The organism is Rhizobium sp. 01L419, assembly GCF_056400025.1.
On sequence record NZ_JBFTSM010000007.1, the window covers coordinates 162,412 to 180,554 of the forward strand.

At 61.0% G+C, this 18,143-nt stretch carries 24 protein-coding genes; 15 read left to right on the top strand and 9 right to left on the bottom strand.

The features are described 5' to 3' along the window. Window positions 1-105 precede the first annotated feature (105 nt). Both AC1DUP_RS15840 and AC1DUP_RS15845 read right to left on the bottom strand, forming a co-directional pair. A complete protein-coding gene (locus tag AC1DUP_RS15840) occupies window positions 106-840 on the bottom strand; it encodes a phosphotransferase enzyme family protein (RefSeq protein ID WP_477833120.1) in 735 nt (244 codons plus the stop codon). A 124-nt stretch (window positions 841-964) separates the two neighbouring features. Further along, on the bottom strand, window positions 965-1,621 hold the full coding sequence (locus tag AC1DUP_RS15845; RefSeq protein WP_477833121.1) for a glutathione S-transferase family protein: 657 nt from the start codon (window positions 1,619-1,621) through the stop codon (window positions 965-967). 392 nt (window positions 1,622-2,013) lie between these two features. On the opposite strand from AC1DUP_RS15845, the gene napE reads away from it, so the two are divergent. From napE to AC1DUP_RS15880, 7 genes are all read left to right on the top strand, one after another. Then, a complete protein-coding gene (napE, locus tag AC1DUP_RS15850; protein ID WP_113301943.1) occupies window positions 2,014-2,223 on the top strand; it encodes a periplasmic nitrate reductase, NapE protein in 210 nt (69 codons plus the stop codon). 8 nt (window positions 2,224-2,231) lie between these two features. Beyond that, window positions 2,232-2,750, top strand: coding sequence for a ferredoxin-type protein NapF (napF, locus tag AC1DUP_RS15855; RefSeq protein ID WP_477833122.1), 519 nt, complete (start codon window positions 2,232-2,234; stop codon window positions 2,748-2,750). Continuing rightward, window positions 2,743-3,042 carry a chaperone NapD gene (locus AC1DUP_RS15860; RefSeq protein WP_477833123.1) on the top strand — a complete coding sequence of 100 codons (300 nt, stop codon included), beginning with the start codon at window positions 2,743-2,745 and terminating at the stop codon, window positions 3,040-3,042. The genes napF and AC1DUP_RS15860 overlap by 8 nt, the downstream gene beginning before the upstream one ends. After that, window positions 3,017-5,521 (top strand): periplasmic nitrate reductase subunit alpha, encoded by a 2,505-nt coding sequence (gene napA / locus AC1DUP_RS15865; protein WP_113301940.1) that lies wholly within the window; start codon window positions 3,017-3,019, stop codon window positions 5,519-5,521. Before AC1DUP_RS15860 ends, napA begins: the two co-directional genes overlap by 26 nt. A gap of 41 nt (window positions 5,522-5,562) precedes the next feature. Next, window positions 5,563-5,985, top strand: a complete 423-nt coding sequence (locus AC1DUP_RS15870) for a nitrate reductase cytochrome c-type subunit (protein WP_113301965.1) — start codon at window positions 5,563-5,565, stop codon at window positions 5,983-5,985. Continuing rightward, window positions 5,982-6,689, top strand: a complete 708-nt coding sequence (locus AC1DUP_RS15875) for a NapC/NirT family cytochrome c (RefSeq protein ID WP_477833124.1) — start codon at window positions 5,982-5,984, stop codon at window positions 6,687-6,689. The genes AC1DUP_RS15870 and AC1DUP_RS15875 overlap by 4 nt, the downstream gene beginning before the upstream one ends. Window positions 6,690-6,779: 90 nt before the next feature. Beyond that, complete coding sequence (locus AC1DUP_RS15880; protein WP_477833241.1) at window positions 6,780-7,715, top strand: alpha/beta fold hydrolase; 936 nt, start codon at window positions 6,780-6,782, stop codon at window positions 7,713-7,715. A gap of 79 nt (window positions 7,716-7,794) precedes the next feature. Here AC1DUP_RS15880 and AC1DUP_RS15885 read toward each other — a convergent pair whose 3' ends face one another. Next, a complete protein-coding gene (locus tag AC1DUP_RS15885; protein WP_037108222.1) occupies window positions 7,795-7,995 on the bottom strand; it encodes a hypothetical protein in 201 nt (66 codons plus the stop codon). Between the two features lie 12 nt (window positions 7,996-8,007). Here AC1DUP_RS15885 and AC1DUP_RS15890 point away from each other — a divergent pair, with 12 nt between their 5' ends. Both AC1DUP_RS15890 and AC1DUP_RS15895 read left to right on the top strand, forming a co-directional pair. Then, window positions 8,008-8,208 carry a hypothetical protein gene (locus AC1DUP_RS15890; protein WP_477833125.1) on the top strand — a complete coding sequence of 67 codons (201 nt, stop codon included), beginning with the start codon at window positions 8,008-8,010 and terminating at the stop codon, window positions 8,206-8,208. Window positions 8,209-8,424: 216 nt separating this feature from the next. Further along, the gene (locus AC1DUP_RS15895; protein ID WP_477833126.1) at window positions 8,425-8,889 is read left to right on the top strand and encodes a GNAT family N-acetyltransferase; all 465 of its coding nucleotides are present in this window, start codon (window positions 8,425-8,427) and stop codon (window positions 8,887-8,889) included. Between the two features lie 378 nt (window positions 8,890-9,267). Here AC1DUP_RS15895 and AC1DUP_RS15900 read toward each other — a convergent pair whose 3' ends face one another. The 3 genes from AC1DUP_RS15900 to AC1DUP_RS15910 form a co-directional block, all read right to left on the bottom strand. After that, a complete protein-coding gene (locus AC1DUP_RS15900) occupies window positions 9,268-9,639 on the bottom strand; it encodes a hypothetical protein (protein ID WP_115034756.1) in 372 nt (123 codons plus the stop codon). Then, on the bottom strand, window positions 9,636-10,067 hold the full coding sequence (locus AC1DUP_RS15905; protein ID WP_477833127.1) for a hypothetical protein: 432 nt from the start codon (window positions 10,065-10,067) through the stop codon (window positions 9,636-9,638). Before AC1DUP_RS15905 ends, AC1DUP_RS15900 begins: the two co-directional genes overlap by 4 nt. 68 nt (window positions 10,068-10,135) lie before the next feature. Further along, window positions 10,136-10,996 (bottom strand): LysR family transcriptional regulator, encoded by an 861-nt coding sequence (locus tag AC1DUP_RS15910; RefSeq protein ID WP_477833128.1) that lies wholly within the window; start codon window positions 10,994-10,996, stop codon window positions 10,136-10,138. Window positions 10,997-11,080: 84 nt separating this feature from the next. Between AC1DUP_RS15910 and AC1DUP_RS15915 the strand changes: the two genes are divergently transcribed. Continuing rightward, window positions 11,081-12,052, top strand: a complete 972-nt coding sequence (locus AC1DUP_RS15915) for a quinone oxidoreductase family protein (RefSeq protein WP_477833129.1) — start codon at window positions 11,081-11,083, stop codon at window positions 12,050-12,052. Window positions 12,053-12,308: 256 nt separating this feature from the next. On the opposite strand, the gene AC1DUP_RS15920 is transcribed toward AC1DUP_RS15915, so the two are convergent. After that, a complete protein-coding gene (locus AC1DUP_RS15920; protein WP_113299706.1) occupies window positions 12,309-12,509 on the bottom strand; it encodes a hypothetical protein in 201 nt (66 codons plus the stop codon). Between the two features lie 667 nt (window positions 12,510-13,176). Between AC1DUP_RS15920 and AC1DUP_RS15925 the strand changes: the two genes are divergently transcribed. From AC1DUP_RS15925 to AC1DUP_RS15935, 3 genes are all read left to right on the top strand, one after another. After that, window positions 13,177-14,325, top strand: a complete 1,149-nt coding sequence (locus AC1DUP_RS15925; protein WP_477833130.1) for a helix-turn-helix domain-containing protein — start codon at window positions 13,177-13,179, stop codon at window positions 14,323-14,325. Window positions 14,326-14,625: 300 nt separating this feature from the next. Continuing rightward, window positions 14,626-15,093, top strand: a complete 468-nt coding sequence (locus AC1DUP_RS15930) for a DUF4168 domain-containing protein (protein ID WP_113311364.1) — start codon at window positions 14,626-14,628, stop codon at window positions 15,091-15,093. A 427-nt stretch (window positions 15,094-15,520) separates the two neighbouring features. Beyond that, window positions 15,521-15,850 carry a GNAT family N-acetyltransferase gene (locus AC1DUP_RS15935; RefSeq protein WP_477833131.1) on the top strand — a complete coding sequence of 110 codons (330 nt, stop codon included), beginning with the start codon at window positions 15,521-15,523 and terminating at the stop codon, window positions 15,848-15,850. Window positions 15,851-15,906: 56 nt separating this feature from the next. Here the strand turns inward: AC1DUP_RS15935 and AC1DUP_RS15940 are convergent, their stop codons facing one another. Further along, on the bottom strand, window positions 15,907-16,653 hold the full coding sequence (locus AC1DUP_RS15940; RefSeq protein ID WP_113299702.1) for a glucose 1-dehydrogenase: 747 nt from the start codon (window positions 16,651-16,653) through the stop codon (window positions 15,907-15,909). A 107-nt stretch (window positions 16,654-16,760) separates the two neighbouring features. Here AC1DUP_RS15940 and AC1DUP_RS15945 point away from each other — a divergent pair, with 107 nt between their 5' ends. After that, window positions 16,761-17,105 carry an ArsR/SmtB family transcription factor gene (locus tag AC1DUP_RS15945; RefSeq protein ID WP_477833132.1) on the top strand — a complete coding sequence of 115 codons (345 nt, stop codon included), beginning with the start codon at window positions 16,761-16,763 and terminating at the stop codon, window positions 17,103-17,105. Between the two features lie 73 nt (window positions 17,106-17,178). Here the strand turns inward: AC1DUP_RS15945 and AC1DUP_RS15950 are convergent, their stop codons facing one another. Then, window positions 17,179-17,550, bottom strand: a complete 372-nt coding sequence (locus AC1DUP_RS15950) for a VOC family protein (protein ID WP_477833133.1) — start codon at window positions 17,548-17,550, stop codon at window positions 17,179-17,181. Window positions 17,551-17,618: 68 nt separating this feature from the next. On the opposite strand from AC1DUP_RS15950, the gene AC1DUP_RS15955 reads away from it, so the two are divergent. Beyond that, window positions 17,619-18,065, top strand: a complete 447-nt coding sequence (locus tag AC1DUP_RS15955) for a MarR family winged helix-turn-helix transcriptional regulator (RefSeq protein WP_477833134.1) — start codon at window positions 17,619-17,621, stop codon at window positions 18,063-18,065. The last annotated feature ends 78 nt before the right edge of the window (window positions 18,066-18,143 follow it).

The following is an 18,143-nucleotide window of genomic DNA, read 5'->3' on the forward strand; positions in this document are numbered from 1 at the left end:
GCTTTCGGCCTCAATCAGACGATTGCCCGCCAGCCGACACAGCCAGGAACACTGCCTTCCGTGCCTCGAAAGCACGCTTGCGACCCATCGATCCGCCAAAACTGCTCAGACCGGTCGAACTTCGGCAAGCCGCCTGACTGCGTACTCGTCCTGCCAGCAGACGGCGGCTTCCCATGCGGCCGATGCCTGCGCGGCTATGTCATGCGCGCCGTCATCGAGATCGGCGGCGTTGCCGGGCAGTACCAGGTCAAGGTCGGGGACGTCGACGTGTGACTCGTCCCAGTCGATCAATGCGACACGATCCGCAGTCATGCGGACGTTGCCAGGGCTGTTCGGGTTGCCGTGGACAACGCATGTCCGGCGCCCGATCAGCCGCGCCCACGCTGCTCGACATCGAATAACGCCCTCGGGCGGCATCGCGGAAAGGTTGATCCTCGTTCCGGTTTCGGCATGCAGGAGGTCGGTCGACGACCGCCAGCCCGGGCGCTGCGGCCAGCCCTGCGTCAACCGATGCAGCTCGCGGAGCGTGTCGGCCACGCGACGCCAGTCGGACTGCGTCTCGGGCGGTCCGCCCTCCATGTATTTCATCACCACCAGACCATCCACGAACAGCCGGCCGTCAGCCGTCGGGATCGGCACTGGAACGGTCATGCCTTCACGGTCGAGGTGTTGAAGCAGCTCGGTTTCCCATGCGAGATCAGCGTCGGTTCTGGAGCCGAGACGACCGACTGCGATCTGCCCATGGAGGCGAACGCTCCACACGTCATTGGCAACTCCACCCGTCAGTGGTTCGATGCGAACAGCATCTTCACTCCATTGCCTGAGTGCTTCCCATCCCATTGGCGATATCCCTGGCGGCCATGATCGAATTGACGGAAGAAATAGAGAAAGTTTACGACGCCACGACGTTCCATGGTGGCGCAAAGTGGTCAAGGCTTTCGTCGCCCACTGGCCCTATCAAGACCTATTGCCCGCCTGCGGATATGGCCAGGAACACCGCCTTCTGCGCCTCGAACGCCCGCTTATATGCGGGGCGCGCTTGCCCGCGCGAGATGTAGGCGCAGAGATCGGGATATTCCTCCAGCAGGGCCGAGCTTTGCAATCTCAGCAGCACCGAGATCATCTGCAGGTCGCCGGCGCTGAATTTCCCGTCCAGCCAGTCGGCATCGCCAAGCCGGGCGGAAAGTTCGCCGAGCCGTTTGCGGATGCGTTTTTCGACATAGGCCAGGCGTTCGTCGTACCAGCTCTCCTTGCCCTCTTCATATCTGGCGGTTTCGCGGTCGACGATGACAGGTTCCATCGTGGAGACGGCGGCGAAGATCCAGGCGATGGCGCGGGCGCGGGCGTTGGCATCATCAGGCAGCAGGCCCGGATGGCGTTCGGCGATATGCAGAATGATCGCGCCGGATTCGAAGAGGGTGAGATCGCCGTCCTCATAGGTCGGAATCTGCCCGAAAGGCTGAAGCGCACGATGGGCGGGCTCTTTCATCGCCTTGAACGAAAGGAAGCGGACGTCATAGGGCTGGCCGACTTCCTCGAGCGCCCAGCGAACGCGCATGTCACGCGCCAGACCGTTGCCGCGATCGGGCGAGCGTTCAAAGGCAGTAATCGTAATCGTCATGGTCGTTCTCCTTGGTCTGTCCGTCTGGAAGACGGACGGGCAGGCGGGAAGCCGACAGATGATGCCCGAATTAATCCGCGCGGACCACGCGGAGCCGGGCTTGCGCCATCGGTCGCCCATAGAACGATTGTGTGCCGGAAAGGGCACTGCTGCAGCTCTCATGGAGAATGAAGTTCAGCAGGATGCGTCGGTCGCCCGCCCGATGGATTCAATCTCGTCGGCTGCCCGCTTGATCTCTGTCAAGGACTGCCGGACGAGCCTGCGATACACCTTTCTGCATAGTCGATTCTCCTGCTCGTGAAGCGCTTGCGAGAGTCGCGATAGCAGATGGAGATTGGCCGAACACGCTAAAAGGGTTATACCAGTTGCGTCGGCAACTCTGGGGAGGCGTTGTGGCTCAAATCACTGATTCTGTCGGAGAGTTCAGGAAGAAACGCAGGCGCGAGCTGTTGACGTTTGCCGTGCTCGCTTTCGGGATCTGGCCTGTGGTCGCTGTCGGGGTCGTCGGCGGTTATGGCTTCATGGTCTGGATGTACCAGATCGTTTACGGGCCGCCGGGACCGCATGACGTGAAGGCCGCGCCTCCGGGCTCGGCAGAGTGAGGATCTCCATGGTTCTCCCAGCTCGCACCCGACGTGGTTTTCTCACCGGAAGGTCATCTGAAGATCAAGGCAGGATCTTCCCTTCCGGGAGGATACTTCCTCCCGGAGCCACTGAGACATCCGTTCAAAACTGTTCGGGCTGCGGTGCCTGCGTCGATGCCTGTCCGACGAAGGTCATTTCGATCCGTTCGGGCGTTCCGGTCGTGGACTTCAGGCACGGTGAATGCACCTTTTGCGGCAAGTGCGCGGAACGATGTCCCGAGAATGTCTTTCCGGCCGGTTCTGCAGGCGGCTTTGCCCATTATGCGGCAATTGGCGATGGGTGCCTGGCCAATAATTACGTCGACTGTCAGGCCTGCCGCGACAGCTGTCCGGCCGGCGCGATCCGGTTTCGGCCGCGGCTCGGCGGGCCGTTCGTTCCCGAACTCGATGCGGAGGCATGCACGGGATGCGGCGCCTGCATTGCGGTCTGTCCGGCCGATTCCATCACCATAAAGCCCCGCCGTCAGGAGGTCGCTCATGTCTGAGAGCCGTCATCACGTCTCCAGTGCCGTCGTCATCACCCGCCCGGAACTGACAGAAGATGTCGCAGCGCGTCTGGCGGTGATCGACGGGGTCGAGGTTCACGCAACGGGAGCGGGCAAGATCGTCGTGGTGATCGAGGGGCCGCATTCCGGCGTGCTCGGGGAGACGCTCATCGGCATCTCGGGGATGGACGGCGTGCTCGCCGCCCACATGGTTTTCGAACAGGCAATGGTTTTTGAACAGGCATTGGAAATGAAGGAGACAATCGATGACGACCGAACTCACGCGGCGTGATCTCCTTAAGGCGCAGGCTGCGGCAATCGCCGCTGCGACCGCAGGCCTTGCCGCGCCCGCTGCGGCGCAGTCGGTGCCGGGCGGGGTGGAGGCGCTGGAGATAAAATGGTCCAAGGCGCCATGCCGCTTCTGCGGCACCGGCTGCGGCGTCATGGTCGGCGTGAAGGAGAACCAGGTCGTCGCGACCCATGGCGACATGGAGGCGGAGGTCAATCGCGGCCTCAACTGCGTCAAGGGCTACTTCCTCTCCAAGATCATGTACGGCAAGGACAGGCTGACGAGCCCGCTCCTGCGCAAGCGGGACGGCGTCTACGCCAAGGACGGCGAGTTCGAACCCGTCACCTGGGAAGAGGCCTTTGACGTGATGGCGGCGCAGGCCAAGCGCGTGCTGAAGGAAAAGGGGCCGACGGCGCTCGGCATGTTCGGCTCCGGCCAATGGACGATCTTCGAAGGATACGCCGCGACAAAGCTGATGCGGGCGGGCTTCGGCTCCAACAACCTCGATCCCAACGCGCGCCACTGCATGGCTTCCGCAGCGGTGGCCTTCATGCGCACCTTCGGCATGGACGAGCCGATGGGATGCTACGACGATTTCGAGAACGCCGACGCCTTCGTGCTCTGGGGTTCGAACATGGCCGAGATGCATCCGATCCTCTGGACGCGCGTCGCCGACAGGCGGCTCGGGCATGAGCATGTGAAGGTCGCGGTGCTCTCCACCTTCACGCATCGCAGCATGGACCTTGCCGACATACCGCTGATCTTCAAGCCGGGTTCGGACCTCGCGATCCTGAACTACATCGCCAACCACATCATCAAGACCGGCCGCGTCAACCAGGATTTCGTCGACAAGCATACGAAGTTCATGAAGGGGACGACCGACATCGGCTACGGCTTGCGTCCGGACAACCCGCTCGAATTGAAGGCCAAGGGTGTCGCCGACGCCGCCAAGATGGACCCGATCGACTTCGAGGCCTTCAAGGAGATGGTCTCCGAATATACGCTCGAGAAGGCGGTCGAACTTTCGGGCGTCGACAGCGCCTTCCTGGAACAGCTCGCGGAACTCTATGCCGATCCCAAGACCAAGGTCATGTCGCTGTGGACCATGGGCTTCAACCAGCATGTGCGCGGCGTGTGGGCCAACCAGATGGTCTATAACCTGCATCTGCTGACGGGCAAGATTTCCGAGCCGGGAAACAGCCCGTTTTCGCTGACGGGACAGCCGTCCGCCTGCGGTACGGCCCGCGAGGTCGGCACTTTCGCCCACCGGCTGCCGGCCGACATGGTCGTGACCAATCCGGAGCATCGCAAGCACGCCGAGGAAATATGGAAGCTGCCGGACGGGCTGCTGCCGGGCAAGCCCGGTTATCATGCCGTCGAGCAGGACCGCATGCTGCATGACGGGAAGCTGAATTTCTACTGGGTGCAGGTCAACAACAACATCCAGGCCGCTCCGAACACCAGCAACGAGACCTATAAGGGATACCGCAATCCGGACAATTTCATCGTCGTCTCGGACGCCTATCCGACAGTGACCGCCATGAGCGCCGATCTGGTGCTGCCGGCGGCCATGTGGGTGGAGAAGGAGGGTGCCTACGGCAATGCCGAACGGCGCACGCATGTCTGGCACCAGCTGGTCAATGCGCCGGGCGAGGCCCGCTCGGACCTCTGGCAGCTGGTGGAATTCTCAAAGCGCTTCACCACCGACGAGGTCTGGCCCGCCGAGATCCTCGACAAGAACCCGGAATACAAGGGGAAGACGCTCTACCAGGTGCTCTACCAGAACGGAAAGGTGGACGAATTTCCCCTGTCGGAAGTGTCGCCCGAATACGAGAACCGGGAGGCCAAGGCCTTTGGCTTTTACATCCAGAAGGGGCTGTTTGAGGAATATGCCGAGTTCGGCCGCGGGCATGGACACGATCTCGCGCCCTACGACATGTATCATCAGGTTCGCGGCATGCGCTGGCCCGTCGTCGACGGCAAGGAGACGCGGTGGCGGTACCGTGAAGGCTACGACCCCTACGTCAAGCCGGGCGAGGGGCTGAAGTTCTACGGGCAGAAGGACGGCCGCGCGGTCATCCTGGCGGTGCCCTACGAACCGCCGGCCGAGTCGCCCGATGAGGAGTTCAATTTCTGGCTCGTGACGGGACGTGTTCTCGAACATTGGCATTCGGGCTCGATGACGATGCGTGTTCCCGAGCTCTACAGGGCGTTTCCCGGCGCGCGGTGTTTCATGAACGGAGACGACGCCAGGAAGCTGGGCTTCAATCAGGGGGCGGAGGTGCGCATCCAGTCGCGGCGCGGCGAGATCATCAGCCGCGTGGAAATTCGCGGGCGCAATCGAATGCCGCATGGCGTGATCTTCGTCCCGTGGTTCGACGCCAGCCAGCTGATCAACAAGGTCACGCTCGACGCCACCGACCCCATCTCCAAGCAAGCGGATTTCAAAAAATGCGCAGTCAAGCTTCTTCCCGTCGCCTGATCTCGAGGCGCGCCTGGGCGATCGCGGCCGTCGCCTTTCTCATGCTCACGGGCACCGTCACCCTGGCGCAGATGGTGCCCTCATTGTCGGGCAACGAGAACCCGATGGAGAGCAAGGAGGCGAAACCGGTTCCCAAATGGGTCGTCGATGACATCAGGAAGATGCGGAATTATCCGGACCAGCCTCCGATCATCCCGCATTCGATCGAGGGCTACCAGCTGACGGTGAACGCCAATCGCTGCCTTTCCTGCCATCGGCGCGAGCTGACGGAAGGCTCCGGCGCGCCGATGATCAGTGTTACGCACTTCATGACCCGCGAAGGGCAGATGCTGGCCGACGTTTCGCCCCGGCGATATTTCTGCACCGCCTGCCACGTGCCGCAGGCGGATGCGAAGCCCCTGGTGCCGAATACCTTCAAGGACATGAGCGAGCTGGGCTTCAAGCCTGCGGGAAGCGAGCAATGATCGGCTGGATAAAGGCGATAATCCTCTGGTGCTGGCGTTTGGTGAGCACGCCGGCCGTGACACTCAGCCTGGGTTTCCTGACGCTCGGCGGCTTCGTCGGCGGCGTCATGTTCTGGGGCGCGTTCAACACCGCGCTCGAGGTGACCAACACCGAGGCCTTCTGCACCGGCTGTCATGAAATGAAAACGAACGTCTACGAGGAGCTGAGCCGCACGGTTCATTTCTCCAACCGCTCGGGCGTTCGCGCCACGTGCCCGGATTGCCATGTGCCGCACAAATGGACCGACAAGATCGCCCGCAAGATGCAGGCGTCGAAGGAAGTCTGGGGCAAGATATTCGGGACGATCAACACGCGCGAGAGGTTCCTCGACAAGCGGCTGGAGCTCGCCCAGCACGAATGGGCGCGGCTGAAGGCCAATGACARCCTGGAATGCCGCAACTGTCACTCGATGGGCGCCATGGACCTGACGAAACAGACCGTGCGCGCCGCCGAGATCCACACGCGATACCTGCTGCCGGGCAAGGCGACCTGCATCGATTGCCACAAGGGCATCGCGCATGAACTTCCCGACATGAAAGGCGTCGATCCGGGCTGGAAGGTCCCGGCGGAGCTGATGGGCAGGAATTCCGATCCCGGTTGGCATGAACGGGCCAAACTCGCGGCATATCTCGGCACGGCAGATGCGGTGACCGTCAACGACTGACGGCTGCTGCCCGGTGCTCTAACCCCCTGAAAGCCGTCTGTTTTTCAGGGGCGGAGGGGAACGTTTTGCCGGCATTTGCGTTTCGCCGACATGATCCACGTGCAGCCTCTCCCTCCGCCGGCCGTCTTCCCACAGCTTGGCAAAATCATCGAGACCGGTCGCGAGCAGATCCACATGCTCGAAAGTGGAAGCGCAGGTGAAAATCCGGTCGTGCTGTTGCATGGCTGCGGCAGTATTGCCGCGGAAGTGATGATGCCGTTTGCGGGCAGCGGTCTTCACATAATCGCGCCCGACAGGCCGGGTTATGGTTTCAGCCCGGCACTGCCCGCCGGTGAGCGCGGCCCGCTTGGCCAGTCTTTCTGGCTGGAGCGTTTCCTTGAGGCGCTGGAGCTCGAGAAGGTCGTGCTGTCAGCCCATTCGATCGGTTGTGCTGCAGCGCTGCATCTGGCCGTCCGCCGGCCGGATCTCGTAAAGGGCCTGTTTCTCATCTCGCCCTGCTGCCGGCCCGTTGCCTTCAAGCCGTTCATCGTGCTGCGCAGCGCCGTGGCGCCCTTCGTCGGCCCCGTCATCCGCCAGCATGTGATTGCCCGCTGGTCGTCCTATTTCCTTGAGCGCGGCTTGCGCGCCTCGTGCTATCCCAATCCCGTCGCAGCAGAGCTTTTCACCCTGCCGGCCATGCACGTGGTCAATGCCGCCTCGATCGCCACCATGGCCGAGGAGCTCTGGGCCTTCAACGGCGATATGCAGCCGCTCGGAAGACTGCCGGCCGATCTGCAGGTCTCCGTTCTCTTCGGGCGCGAAGACCGGATCATCGATCCCGTCTGGCATCTCGACTGGCTCCATGAGAGGCATCCGGCCGTCCGCGTCGAACTGCTCGATGGCGTCGGCCACATGCCGCACCATGTCGCGCCCGATCTGGCGGTGACCATGCTGGGCGATCTTGCGGGCAAGACGCCGGACGATCTTGCGGGCAGGACGTCGGACGAAACCGGTGAGACGAGCCAGCCCATAATTGCGGTCGCCTAGCTCGGGAGGGCATGGCCAAAAAAAAGCCCGCCTGGCTAAGGCGAGCCGAAAGTTGCTGCCCTGGTCAGGCATGGGGAAGTCAAACGGTGGAAAGGGCCTCGCCGGTCCGGGCCTCCGGAGCCGTGGGCCGCGGAGCGGCGTTTTCGACGGCGCGGCTTGCCTGCCGCCGGCTGGCGGTATCGAGCAGGGTGGCAAAGGAGGCAAGGCTGATCCTGTCGGCGCGCAGCATCTGGCGGATCAGCGGATCCCTCAGCATATCCGATGCGGTCATCTCATTCATAGCAGGTCCTCCATGTCCGAACCTATGGTAGGCGTCATTTGTAAAGAATGCATGTCAGGGTGGTGGCAAAAGCAAGGCAAGGGCGGCGAGCGTTCGAAAGCGGTAATGGTAATCGTCATGGCTGTTCTCCTTGACCTCTCTGTCAAGAAGACGCGCGAGCGGGCGCGAATTCGACAGCCGGTGCCATTTTTCGCCACCGGTCATGCAGAATAACCGTCAGCCCCCCGGGCGCCGAGCCAGGTAGCAGCGCGCATGGCTCTGGCCAGATGGCTCCAACGTCAATGGCCGCAAGCAGAGTCGGGTCGACGAGCTAATGCCGTGGAATTACTCGGAGCGAACACACGGCTGAAGTCTGCTGTTGCGCCCGAAGCGGACAAGCCAACATCTGCCTGCTATGGAAGTTTGGTTCAGGACATGGCGAGGCGGTGGATGCAGGTTCAGATCAGCTTGGCACAACATGATGATGTAGCACCTTGGCTTCGGCTGGCTGAGGAAGTGGTGGCGTTGTTCGGTCCCATGCCCGGTTTCGATAATGTTCTTATCCGGAAGATCGCGCAGCGGCAGGCCTACTGCGCAAGAACCGATGCTGGAGATGACTGCTATTTAGGAGGCGTTATCATCGGCGGTAGTGGTACGGAGTATGCCATCCGCTGGCTCGCGGTCTCTTCCAACTTTCAGCGGCTCGGCATTGGCAAGTTACTTGTCGAGGCTGCCATTTCAACCACACCTCCCGAGTCTGCTATTCATGTGGATACCTTCGTCGCAGGTAGTCCGGGAGCGGGTGCCGCCAGGCGGCTGTATGAGTGCTGCGGCTTCATTGCAGGGGACATCTGGAGAGAGGGTGAAGTAGTCCGCCAACGGTATGTGCGTTGGCCGTATAACGTCGTGCGTTGACGAGTCTCATGTCGCATTGTTGTCATCTCTGTCACAGCGGTAGTCTTCGAAACGGCACAACGCGCGTGGTCAAGGTGCGAGGCAAACAGCGCTTAGGGTCTTCCGAAAATCCCTTCCAAGGTTTTCGTTGCGCCGGCAAAGCCGCGGCCATCATCTGCGTGAACCGCTGTAGAAAATTATCCCATCAGTAGAGAGTTCGACGTCGAACTCCAATACGGCGTCATCTCCTTCACACCGCACAGTATGCTGATACGGCATCGAAATCCGGTATTCGTCTATCCCAGAAACCAATCCCCATAATCGGCATCGGATCGTGTGACGGTGAAACTTTATAATTCCGCTGAATTCCGGCGAATACGGGAGCACTCAATCCGTCCGTCAATTGCTGCGCGACGCGTTCCTGCTGAAGATGAGAACCAGCTCCTCCACCGCTGAAATCACGTAGGAAATCTCTCCCTCAAGACTGTTTTCCTCATCGCGATAGGATTTCAGGAGAGCCAGGCTGTCGCCATATCGGTAGGTCGTTCCGAGCATCTGATAGAATGTTTGGAACAAATTCAACAGATTGCGTTTATACGTCCCTGTCGCGCGTCTGAACTCATCCAGAAATATGTCGCCGGCAGATTCCGTCGGCAAATAATAGATGGCTGACAACACAAGGGTTGTTCGGTCATGGCTATCGAGCTGTTCATCCGACAGGCCAGCCAGGATTTCCTCTCTCGAAAGTTGAAGCGGATGCTCGTATCTCATATGCCCCGCTCCTCGAAATGGTCGGACATATTCTGCAGATAATCCCGGCATTTGTTGAGATCGGGATAGTAGTCTGCTGTAAACCGCACCTCGCCGTCATTGCTGACCACCAGAGCGCAGTTGCGCAGGCCCGCCCCCGGCGGTATCGCGATGTCAGGGCTTCGGAAGAACATCCAGGCCCGGCCGACATTGATGCATTCGTCGAGTATCGGCTGATCGCCGGCTGCGAGAAATGCGTGCCAGTGCTCACGGCCGGCCTCTTCTGCCAGCCGCCTGATGGTCTCAAAGGGCAGTTCGACCCTATTCATTATCGATAACCCCTGATGTCGTTTGTACGCATGGGTATAGATCATGAAGCCGACTTCTCGTCCTGCCTGCTCAGGAAGCTTGCTTTCCAACTCACTAAAGCACGGCGCTTGTCCGTTCATGGCGGAATCTGACCGGACCCCGGCTCCGGGCGAAGTCTGCCGGCTAGCAGACACCCGATCGTCGCCTCTCAAAAGGCGCCCTTCAGCGCCTCCATCACCACCCTGATGGCCGGCACATCCTTGATCTCGGCGTGGACGACCAGCCACACCTCCCGCCTCAGAGGGTTTTCATCCTCGATACGCTGCAGGTCATCCGCATCCGACACCGCGAAATCCGGCAGCAGGACGACACCGCCGCCGAGCCTTGCTGCGGCTGCCTGAAACTCCAGAACGGAGGAGCGGATGGCGATCGGCCGGCAGGCGGCGAGTTCGAAGAGGCGCAATTGCTGCGGCGAGGCGTTCATGCCCTCGTCATAGCCAATGAAGGTCCACTGCGCCTCCGCCACGGTTTCGAGATAGGCCTTGGACGCATAGAGATGGAAGGCCATTTCCCCGATCTTGGCGATGGCATAATCGCCGTCTTCCGGCCGCGACATGCGTACTGCGATATCCGCCTCCCGGCGGTTCAGCGAGGCGAGGCGCTTTTCGCCCACGAGCGTGATCTCGATGCCCGGATGCTCTCGCCTGATGGCGGCGACGGGTTTTGCAAGAAGCACGCTCGACAGGGCCGGCGGGGCGCTGATCCTGACATGGCCGCGCATCTCGGTGGCGCTTGCGCGGCCGAGCTGCTCGATAACAGCCATCTGCTGGGCGACGAGGGCAGCGTGTCTGGCAACCTGTTCGCCGTCATCAGTCAGGACGATGCGCCGCCCGCGGCGGTCGACGAGCTTGCGGCCGAGATCTTTCTCAAGGGCGGCAATGCGCCGGCTGATCGTGGCGTGCTCGACGCCGATCTGTCTTGCCGCGCCGAGGAAGGTTCCCGCCTGCGCCAGCGCCAGGAAGTGCCTCAGGTCGTCCCAGTCGATCTGTGTGAATTCCTTCCCAATCATTGTGCGACAATAGGGAATTTTCACACATAAGGCTATCGGCTAGTTTCTCCCCATAACGCAGCCCCAGACAAAGGAAGATGACCGATGCCCGACCAGATCGTCCTGCTGAACGCCCCCGGCGATGTCACCCAGTTCCGGCTGCAGGATCAGCCGTCAGAGTCTCCCGGTCCCGGTGAAGTCAGGATCCGCCATCAGGCTATCGGCACCAATTTCCTCGATGTCTATCACCGCAAGGGCCTCTATGCGCTGCCCTCCTATCCCGCCGTCATCGGCGTGGAGGCCGCGGGTGTCGTCGAAGAGGTCGGCGCCGATGTCACGGAGTTTGCACCGGGCGACCGCGTCGCCTATGCCGGCCCACCGGCCGGCGCCTATGCTTCCACCCGCATTATCGCAGCCGAACGGGTGATTGCGCTTCCCGATGCGGTCTCCGCCAAGGTGGCCGCAAGCTCGCTGCTCAAGGGCATGACGGCCTATATGCTGCTGAGGAAGGTCACCAATGTCGGGCAGGGCAGCACCGTGCTCATCCATGCCGCCGCCGGCGGGCTCGGCAGCATTCTCGTTCGATGGGCGAAATCGCTTAATGCCACCGTCATCGGGACGGTCAGTTCGCCGGAAAAGGCGGCACTCGCCACTTCCTATGGCGCAGACCATCTGATTGTCGGGCGAGGGGCCGATATCGTTGCCGAAGTAAAGCAACTAACGGGCGGCAACGGCGTCGATGTCGCCTATGACGGCATCGGCGGCGACATGCTCCTGAAAAGCATCCGCTCCGTGCGCCCCTTCGGCACGGCCATCACCATCGGCCAGGCCGCCGGCCCCATTCCACCCGTTGCCGTCGAGGAGCTTCGGCCGGGCAAATCGCTCTCGCATCCGAGCATCATGGCCTGGTGTGCCGATGTCGGCCGATACCGCGACGCGGCGCAGGCTGCAATCGCCGCGATGGAGCGGGGCATCGTCTGCGAGATATCAGCGGAATACGGGCTGGCCGAGGTCGCGAAGGCGCATGAGGAAATGGAAACGGGTCGGTCGGCAGGCAGCATTTTGCTGCTGCCGTGATGGTTGGCTTGGGTTGGGTGGCGGGGTCGTTCCTCGGTGGAGGCGACGCGGGCGACAGGCGGCTTGTGACGTTTCTCGATAGTGGCAGACCTTCCGGTCAATCGCCGCGTCTGCTTCGGCCGTTGATGTGGCCGGCCGCACCGGTCACCTTCAACTCGCTTCCGGGCGGTGTCGTATCGCAACGCGATACGACAAACCCACCGCCAACGTCCTTGGCTTCATCACGCCCGCAAGCATGGCGATCCGGCTTGAACGCTTAATTCGATCTCAGTTTTTTGCTGGCGATCAGCATCACGAGCTCTTCCGAGGCATCCGCAAGCGCCAGTGCCAGTTCGGCGGCTGACCATCCACGGGTCTGCAGATTGGTGAGCATTCCCATCATGGCGATTTCGACTTCCCGTCTGCAGTTCGAAGCCGGTTTCAATTCGATGTGGTTCTGGTTATCGGTAGTGATCATCTTAGCCTCCGTTTGCCCATGAGCGGGCAGCTCGCATCAGAACTCTCTTGAAATCGATGGAATGGGGTTGCGCTTCAGCATCAGGCTCCTACGCATAGACAAATGGCGCCTGAATTTGCGCGCAACCCCTCGCTTCGTCTCACCTGGCCTTGCCAACGATCGCCTCAATCCTCCCCCAGTTGAGTGATCACGGAAGCCTGCACAGCCGGTTATAACTATTCTTTTTGGCGGCTGCGGGTTGTGTGACGAAGAGTCTCCGAATAGGCCGAAGCCTATGCAGAAGACGCACGAATATTGCCCGGATAGTTCACGACTACCTCCTCGTATTCTCATGTTTTGTCTTGAATTTTTATCGTTTCACCTGGGACTTCCACGTTTTAACGCGGCGCTGGCAGGTGGGATATTCTGGTCTATTCCGTCTTCATTCGGGAAATGACCGTGCTTATCTAAATACAGCCATGGGACGCAATTGTCGTTATCCGCGCGTCCTGAAAATTATCGCACCGTACATTTCTGCTCCAAAGGGAGTATGATAAACAACTTATGGACGTGGCTGCTCGCCGATTCCCGGCTAGGGCGGTTTCCGGCGGCGATTTTGCCGCAAAACGATTGTTCACTCTCAGTTTCAACGGCCCGGTCGGATCGGTTGTTACACTGGAGGGATTGGATGGCTACGGGTTCTGGATCTGGAGATGACCCGGCTGCGGGGCAGGCATGGCCGGCCCACCTGGAGCGGCGGCGCTGGCCGCGCGAACCGGCCACGGAGAAGGACCAACGCCTGGATGCTGCGCCTGCGCTTGTGCCCTTGCGTTTCTCGACTTGGGATTTGCCGCTGAAAGACCAGTTCCAGGCCTGGCGTGCGCATATGGCGCCTCTCGTCAGTGTCCATCTGCCGGATGGAAAATCACCCGACGACGGGTTTCTTGCCGAACAGATCGGCTGGCATCTCGGCGGCATGCTCATCGTCCAGCAGCGCACCCAGGCGCATAGCTATGTCCGCGATCAATCCATGCTCCGTTCGAGCCCGATAGACCATTGGAACGTCGGCCTGCCTCGCAGCGGCCGGATATGGAACGAGGTCAGCCGTCACGTTACGGAAACCGGTGCCGGCGAGGTGTTTTTCAGATCTCTCGGTTATCCCTATCGCGGGCGGATGACCGATTGCGACGCCATGCTTGTCTTCCTGCCCTATGAATTGCTGGCCGTGGATGCAAGCCTTCTCCAGGGTGTCAACAATACGCTTCTGTCCGGTAGCCTGGCTGAATTGCTCGTCAGCTATATCGCCGGTCTGGAAACGAAGCTGGGCAACCTGACGGCCGGGGAGGTGCCGCGCATCATACAAACGATCGCCGACATGGTCGTTGCATGTGCTGCCTCATCCATAAAATCGGATACGGGGCAAGTCCAAGCCAGGGTGGGAATGATGGAGCGGGCGCATCGCTACATTCACCTCAACCTGCAGTCTGACAATCTGACACCCGACGCTATTTGCCGCGCATTGGGCATCTCGCGCACGCGGCTCTATCAACTGTTCGAAGCGAACGGGGGAGTGCTTAATTATATCCGCAAACGGCGACTGCTGCAGGCCTATGCGGATCTTGGCAACCCGGCCGACAACAGGCCGATCTCCGAGATTGCGGAGGCTGCCGGTTTCGCCGTCGCCGCCAATTTTACGCGTGCTTTCAGCCACGAATTCGGGCTTAGCCCGCGCGAAGTCCGAAGAACCGTGGCAACCGAGCGCCCTGCCATTCCGGCTGCGCGTTCCACGCGGCATCATGGAACGACGATCGGCGATTGGCTAACGCTTGCAGGCTGATCCGATGTCATGGCAGAGGGCTTGCGTCGGCCTGATCCGAGATCCATCTCCGGATGCAACGTCCCGGCGGGAGGCCTCCCAGGAACGCCAGCCTCGTGAACTGGCACCGGATTTATCCGCGCCGGCCGGCATGTCGACGGTCACAAAGCTGCCGCTCAATCGTCAGCAAATTGCCCCGCCACCGCCGCACCGTGCCCTCTTAAAGGTCCATCGTCGCGACCTCGCCAGCCTCTAGCGGCTGAGCGATCGACCGAGGCGGTCCTGCTGCCGATCAAATCATGCACGTGAAAAGGAATGACTATGATCACCCGTTACACACCCGTCGCAACGATGACCGCTGCGGTCTTCAGCCTGCTTGCTTTCAGCCCGGCATCCGCCGTGGACATGGCCCAGGCGCAACAGCAGCCGCCGGCGCAGGGCCAGGCGCCGATGCAGGGCCAGGCGCCGATGCAGGGGCAGAGCGGCGACAATGGTGCAGCCGCCCCTGTCAGCGATCAGAAAATCGAGGCCTTTGCCGTTGCCTATCTGCAGGTCGACAAGGTCAGGCAGGAATATTCGGCCAAAATCGGCGCGACAAAGGACGAGGCTGCGAAGCAAAAGCTGCAGGACGAAGCCAAGAAGCAGATGGTCGACACCGTCGAAGCCTCCAAGGACATCTCTGTCGAGGAATACTCGACGATTCTGACAGCCGCACAAAGCGACCCGGCTCTTGCCAAGAAGGTTCTGGAAAAGATCGGCACCCCGCCGCCGGCGCAGCAGCAGCAATAGGGCTGCGCGCTTCTGCATAATCCTTAGATCGGAGAGGATTACGTCGAGGAGTACACCTCGATCACTGGGGCAAGGTCAGCGTCATTCTGGCCTGGCTCCCCCGATCGGCGCCGAGTATCGCGCTTTGCCCCTTGTTATCATGATCTGCGGCCTGCATCGCGTCAGCAAAGCGAGGAGCGACGTCAAAGGCATGTGAGACGTCGATTTCATCAGCCGGGTCTGCTAACGATCGGCGGTTGCTGAGTCCCCCGCATCCATGGTCCGTCTACTCGTCACATATATGGAACAGCTTGCGCCCCCGACCGGGGCTGCGCTGTCGTCTCCGCTTGCGGCCGCCGGTATCGCTAGGGAACGTCCTGATGCGGACGATTATCTGCGCCTTTATCGAGCCATAGGGACGCCCCTGCGATGGGACGAGCGTCTGCGGATGACGAGGGAAGGACTTCTGGCGTTCCTGCGCGACGGTTCCACGGCGCTCTACATTTTGCGGCACGAGGGACGATCGGTCGGGCTGTGCGAGTTTGCGGGCGTCGGCGCGGGGGATGTGGAGCTAAAGCACTTTGGGCTGATCCCCGATGCCCAGGGCCGGCGTCTCGGACCCTATCTGCTGGATTGGTCGCTGCGGGCGATATGGAACCATCGACCTGAGCGCGTGTGGCTGCACACGGATACCTGGGATCATCCGAAGGCCAAAGCCACCTACGAGCGCATCGGCTTCAAGGCTTATTCCGAAGTCTGGGAAGAGCTTCCCGACTGAGCAACCGGGGCAGGGTGCGTGCCCCATGAAAGAGCACGCACAGTATCAATCGACGATCAGCGAAAACCGCCGGCGGCAGTCAGTCGCTCGCCGGTCAGCCAGCCGGCATCGTCAGAAGCGAGGAAGACTGCGACCTTGGCGATGTCGTCGGGCTGGCCGATGCGCGCAAGCGGGGTCTGGGCCACGGCGGTATGCTCGAAATCGGAGCCGATAACGCCTGCGGTATGCGTGCCTTCGGTCTCGATAATGCCGGGGAGGATGGCGTTGACGCGGATCTTGCGCGGGCCTAGCTCCTTGGCAAGCACGCTGTTGATGGCGTCCACCGCTCCCTTGGTGCCGGTATAGACGGCGGAGGCGGGCGGAGCCATGCTGGTCACCACGGAGGAAATGTTGATCACGCTGCCGCCTTCGCCAATGTGTTTGACGGCGGCCTGGGTGGTCAGCAGCAGGCCGAGAACGTTCACGTTGAACTGGCGGTGATAGTGTTCCTCGGTAATCTCTTCGATCGCCCCGAACTCGTAGACGCCGGAATTGTTGACCAGCACGTCGAGACGGCCGAATTCCTTGACCGTTGCATCGACCAATCCCTTTGCCTGTTCCGCCTTCGAAACATCGCCCTGTACCGCGATGGCCTTGCCGCCGGCTGCGACGATCGTCTTGACGACATCATCTGCTCCCGCCTTGCTCGACGCGTAATTGACCGCGACGTGTGCACCCTCCGCGGCGAGCGCCTTGGCAATGGCGGCACCGATGCCCTTGGAGGCGCCCGTCACAAGGGCGACTTTTCCAGCGAGTTTCGACATATCAATTCCTTTCGACCTGGATTGCCGCCGGGGTTGACGGCATTGTTCCATAGTTCAGAAATTCGGAACTGTTGATCTTGATTTCAAGTGGCCCTATATAAAAATTCATGAGACCGCTTATTCATCCAGCCGTCGAGGATTTGAAGCCGGAGGCGATCCTCTATGCGCTCTCCGATCCGGAGCGTGTGGCGATCTTCGCTCAGATCGCGGGCGTCGGCTCCAGCGGCACGTGCACCGCACTTTCCAATCTCGGCGGGCGCGTCATCCCCAAATCATCGCTGTCGCAGCATATGAAAGTGCTGCGTGAGGCCGGCCTTATCCGCGGCGAGCGTCATGGCGTGGAGATGCGCAACCATTCGCGCTGCCAGGAAGTCGATAAACGATTCCCGGGTCTAGTCGCGGCCATTCTCGGTGCTTATGGACGGCCCCCGGAAGAAACGAACGCAGGCTGACCACCTTGGGACGTTGCCGTTGGCCGTCGGCACGCAACCGAAGTGTGGGAGTGCCCGCGCTCTTTGGATGCCGTCAGTTTGTCGGGACGGTATGCGCGGTGATCGTATAGCCGAATGGATCGACGAAGGCGAAATAGCGTCCGAACGGGCCGTCTTTCGGTGGAAAAGCTATCTGCACGTCGCGCTCGCACAGATGAGCGTGCAATTCGTCAGCGTCGTCGCAGCCAAACCAGATCGCGATTCCAACCCCTGGCTTCTGCGTGTCGTCAAAGTCCTCGATCGGTGTACGGACGGCGAATGGGATGGGATACGTTTCGAAAACAATTGCGCCCGGAGGAGCCTTTGCCGATGGCGTAAGCCCGACAATATCCCGATAGAAGGTCCGTGCGGCGTCCAGATCCTTCGTCTGTATCCCGATGAAATCCGGTCCAATGAGGCGAGGCATGAGCGATCTTTCCTTTTTATCCCTGACGCAGTATCGTCAGGGCCCTGATATAATATAAGGATCCTGATATGTCCAGCCTGATTGATCCGCCTGTTGATGACACCTACCGCTCGCTCGGGTATGCGCTGAAGCGGGCGCAGCAAGCGCTGCGCGGCCATCTCGACACCCAGCTTCGAAACATCGGATTGACGACCCCACAATATTCGGTACTGGCGGGGCTTGAGTTCAGCGCGGGCCTGTCGAGTGCGGAGCTTGCGCGGCGGGCCTTCGTCACACCGCAGACGATGCAGTCCATCATAGCGACACTCGAACGGGATGGCCTCATCAGGCGGATGGCCCACCCGGTCCATGGCAGGGTCCTGACGACCGAACTTACGCCGGATGGGCGCTCAGCATTGCGTGCGGCCCACGAGATTGTCGCCAACGCCGAAGGCCTGGCCCGAAATGCCGTCGCACCAGGTGATCCGGAGATCATATATGCAGCCTTGCTACGGATAGCAGACGCCATGCGGTGAAGTCCTCCGGCCGGGATTGACCCCTAAAGCGTGTCGCGATCTTTCAGATTCGCTTGCCACGCTTTAAGTCTTTGTTTT

What these genes read in the sequence shown, in the direction of transcription:
- AC1DUP_RS15870 (WP_113301965.1), top strand. Translation starts at nt 5,563, where the DNA reads ATGCTCACGGGCACCGTCACCCTGGCGCAGATGGTGCCCTCATTGTCG.
- AC1DUP_RS15945 (WP_477833132.1), top strand. Translation starts at nt 16,761, where the DNA reads ATGAGACCGCTTATTCATCCAGCCGTCGAGGATTTGAAGCCGGAGGCG.
- AC1DUP_RS15940 (WP_113299702.1), bottom strand. Translation starts at nt 16,653, where the DNA reads ATGTCGAAACTCGCTGGAAAAGTCGCCCTTGTGACGGGCGCCTCCAAG.
- AC1DUP_RS15920 (WP_113299706.1), bottom strand. Translation starts at nt 12,509, where the DNA reads ATGATCACTACCGATAACCAGAACCACATCGAATTGAAACCGGCTTCG.
- AC1DUP_RS15890 (WP_477833125.1), top strand. Translation starts at nt 8,008, where the DNA reads ATGTCCGAACCTATGGTAGGCGTCATTTGTAAAGAATGCATGTCAGGG.
- AC1DUP_RS15930 (WP_113311364.1), top strand. Translation starts at nt 14,626, where the DNA reads ATGATCACCCGTTACACACCCGTCGCAACGATGACCGCTGCGGTCTTC.
- AC1DUP_RS15900 (WP_115034756.1), bottom strand. Translation starts at nt 9,639, where the DNA reads ATGAGATACGAGCATCCGCTTCAACTTTCGAGAGAGGAAATCCTGGCT.
- AC1DUP_RS15915 (WP_477833129.1), top strand. Translation starts at nt 11,081, where the DNA reads ATGCCCGACCAGATCGTCCTGCTGAACGCCCCCGGCGATGTCACCCAG.
- AC1DUP_RS15840 (WP_477833120.1), bottom strand. Translation starts at nt 840, where the DNA reads ATGGGATGGGAAGCACTCAGGCAATGGAGTGAAGATGCTGTTCGCATC.
- AC1DUP_RS15925 (WP_477833130.1), top strand. Translation starts at nt 13,177, where the DNA reads ATGGCTACGGGTTCTGGATCTGGAGATGACCCGGCTGCGGGGCAGGCA.
- AC1DUP_RS15950 (WP_477833133.1), bottom strand. Translation starts at nt 17,550, where the DNA reads ATGCCTCGCCTCATTGGACCGGATTTCATCGGGATACAGACGAAGGAT.
- AC1DUP_RS15895 (WP_477833126.1), top strand. Translation starts at nt 8,425, where the DNA reads ATGCAGGTTCAGATCAGCTTGGCACAACATGATGATGTAGCACCTTGG.
- AC1DUP_RS15880 (WP_477833241.1), top strand. Translation starts at nt 6,780, where the DNA reads ATGATCCACGTGCAGCCTCTCCCTCCGCCGGCCGTCTTCCCACAGCTT.
- AC1DUP_RS15910 (WP_477833128.1), bottom strand. Translation starts at nt 10,996, where the DNA reads ATGATTGGGAAGGAATTCACACAGATCGACTGGGACGACCTGAGGCAC.
- AC1DUP_RS15860 (WP_477833123.1), top strand. Translation starts at nt 2,743, where the DNA reads ATGTCTGAGAGCCGTCATCACGTCTCCAGTGCCGTCGTCATCACCCGC.
- napF (WP_477833122.1), top strand. Translation starts at nt 2,232, where the DNA reads ATGGTTCTCCCAGCTCGCACCCGACGTGGTTTTCTCACCGGAAGGTCA.
- napA (WP_113301940.1), top strand. Translation starts at nt 3,017, where the DNA reads ATGACGACCGAACTCACGCGGCGTGATCTCCTTAAGGCGCAGGCTGCG.
- AC1DUP_RS15845 (WP_477833121.1), bottom strand. Translation starts at nt 1,621, where the DNA reads ATGACGATTACGATTACTGCCTTTGAACGCTCGCCCGATCGCGGCAAC.
- AC1DUP_RS15905 (WP_477833127.1), bottom strand. Translation starts at nt 10,067, where the DNA reads ATGAACGGACAAGCGCCGTGCTTTAGTGAGTTGGAAAGCAAGCTTCCT.
- AC1DUP_RS15885 (WP_037108222.1), bottom strand. Translation starts at nt 7,995, where the DNA reads ATGAATGAGATGACCGCATCGGATATGCTGAGGGATCCGCTGATCCGC.
- AC1DUP_RS15955 (WP_477833134.1), top strand. Translation starts at nt 17,619, where the DNA reads ATGTCCAGCCTGATTGATCCGCCTGTTGATGACACCTACCGCTCGCTC.
- AC1DUP_RS15935 (WP_477833131.1), top strand. Translation starts at nt 15,521, where the DNA reads ATGACGAGGGAAGGACTTCTGGCGTTCCTGCGCGACGGTTCCACGGCG.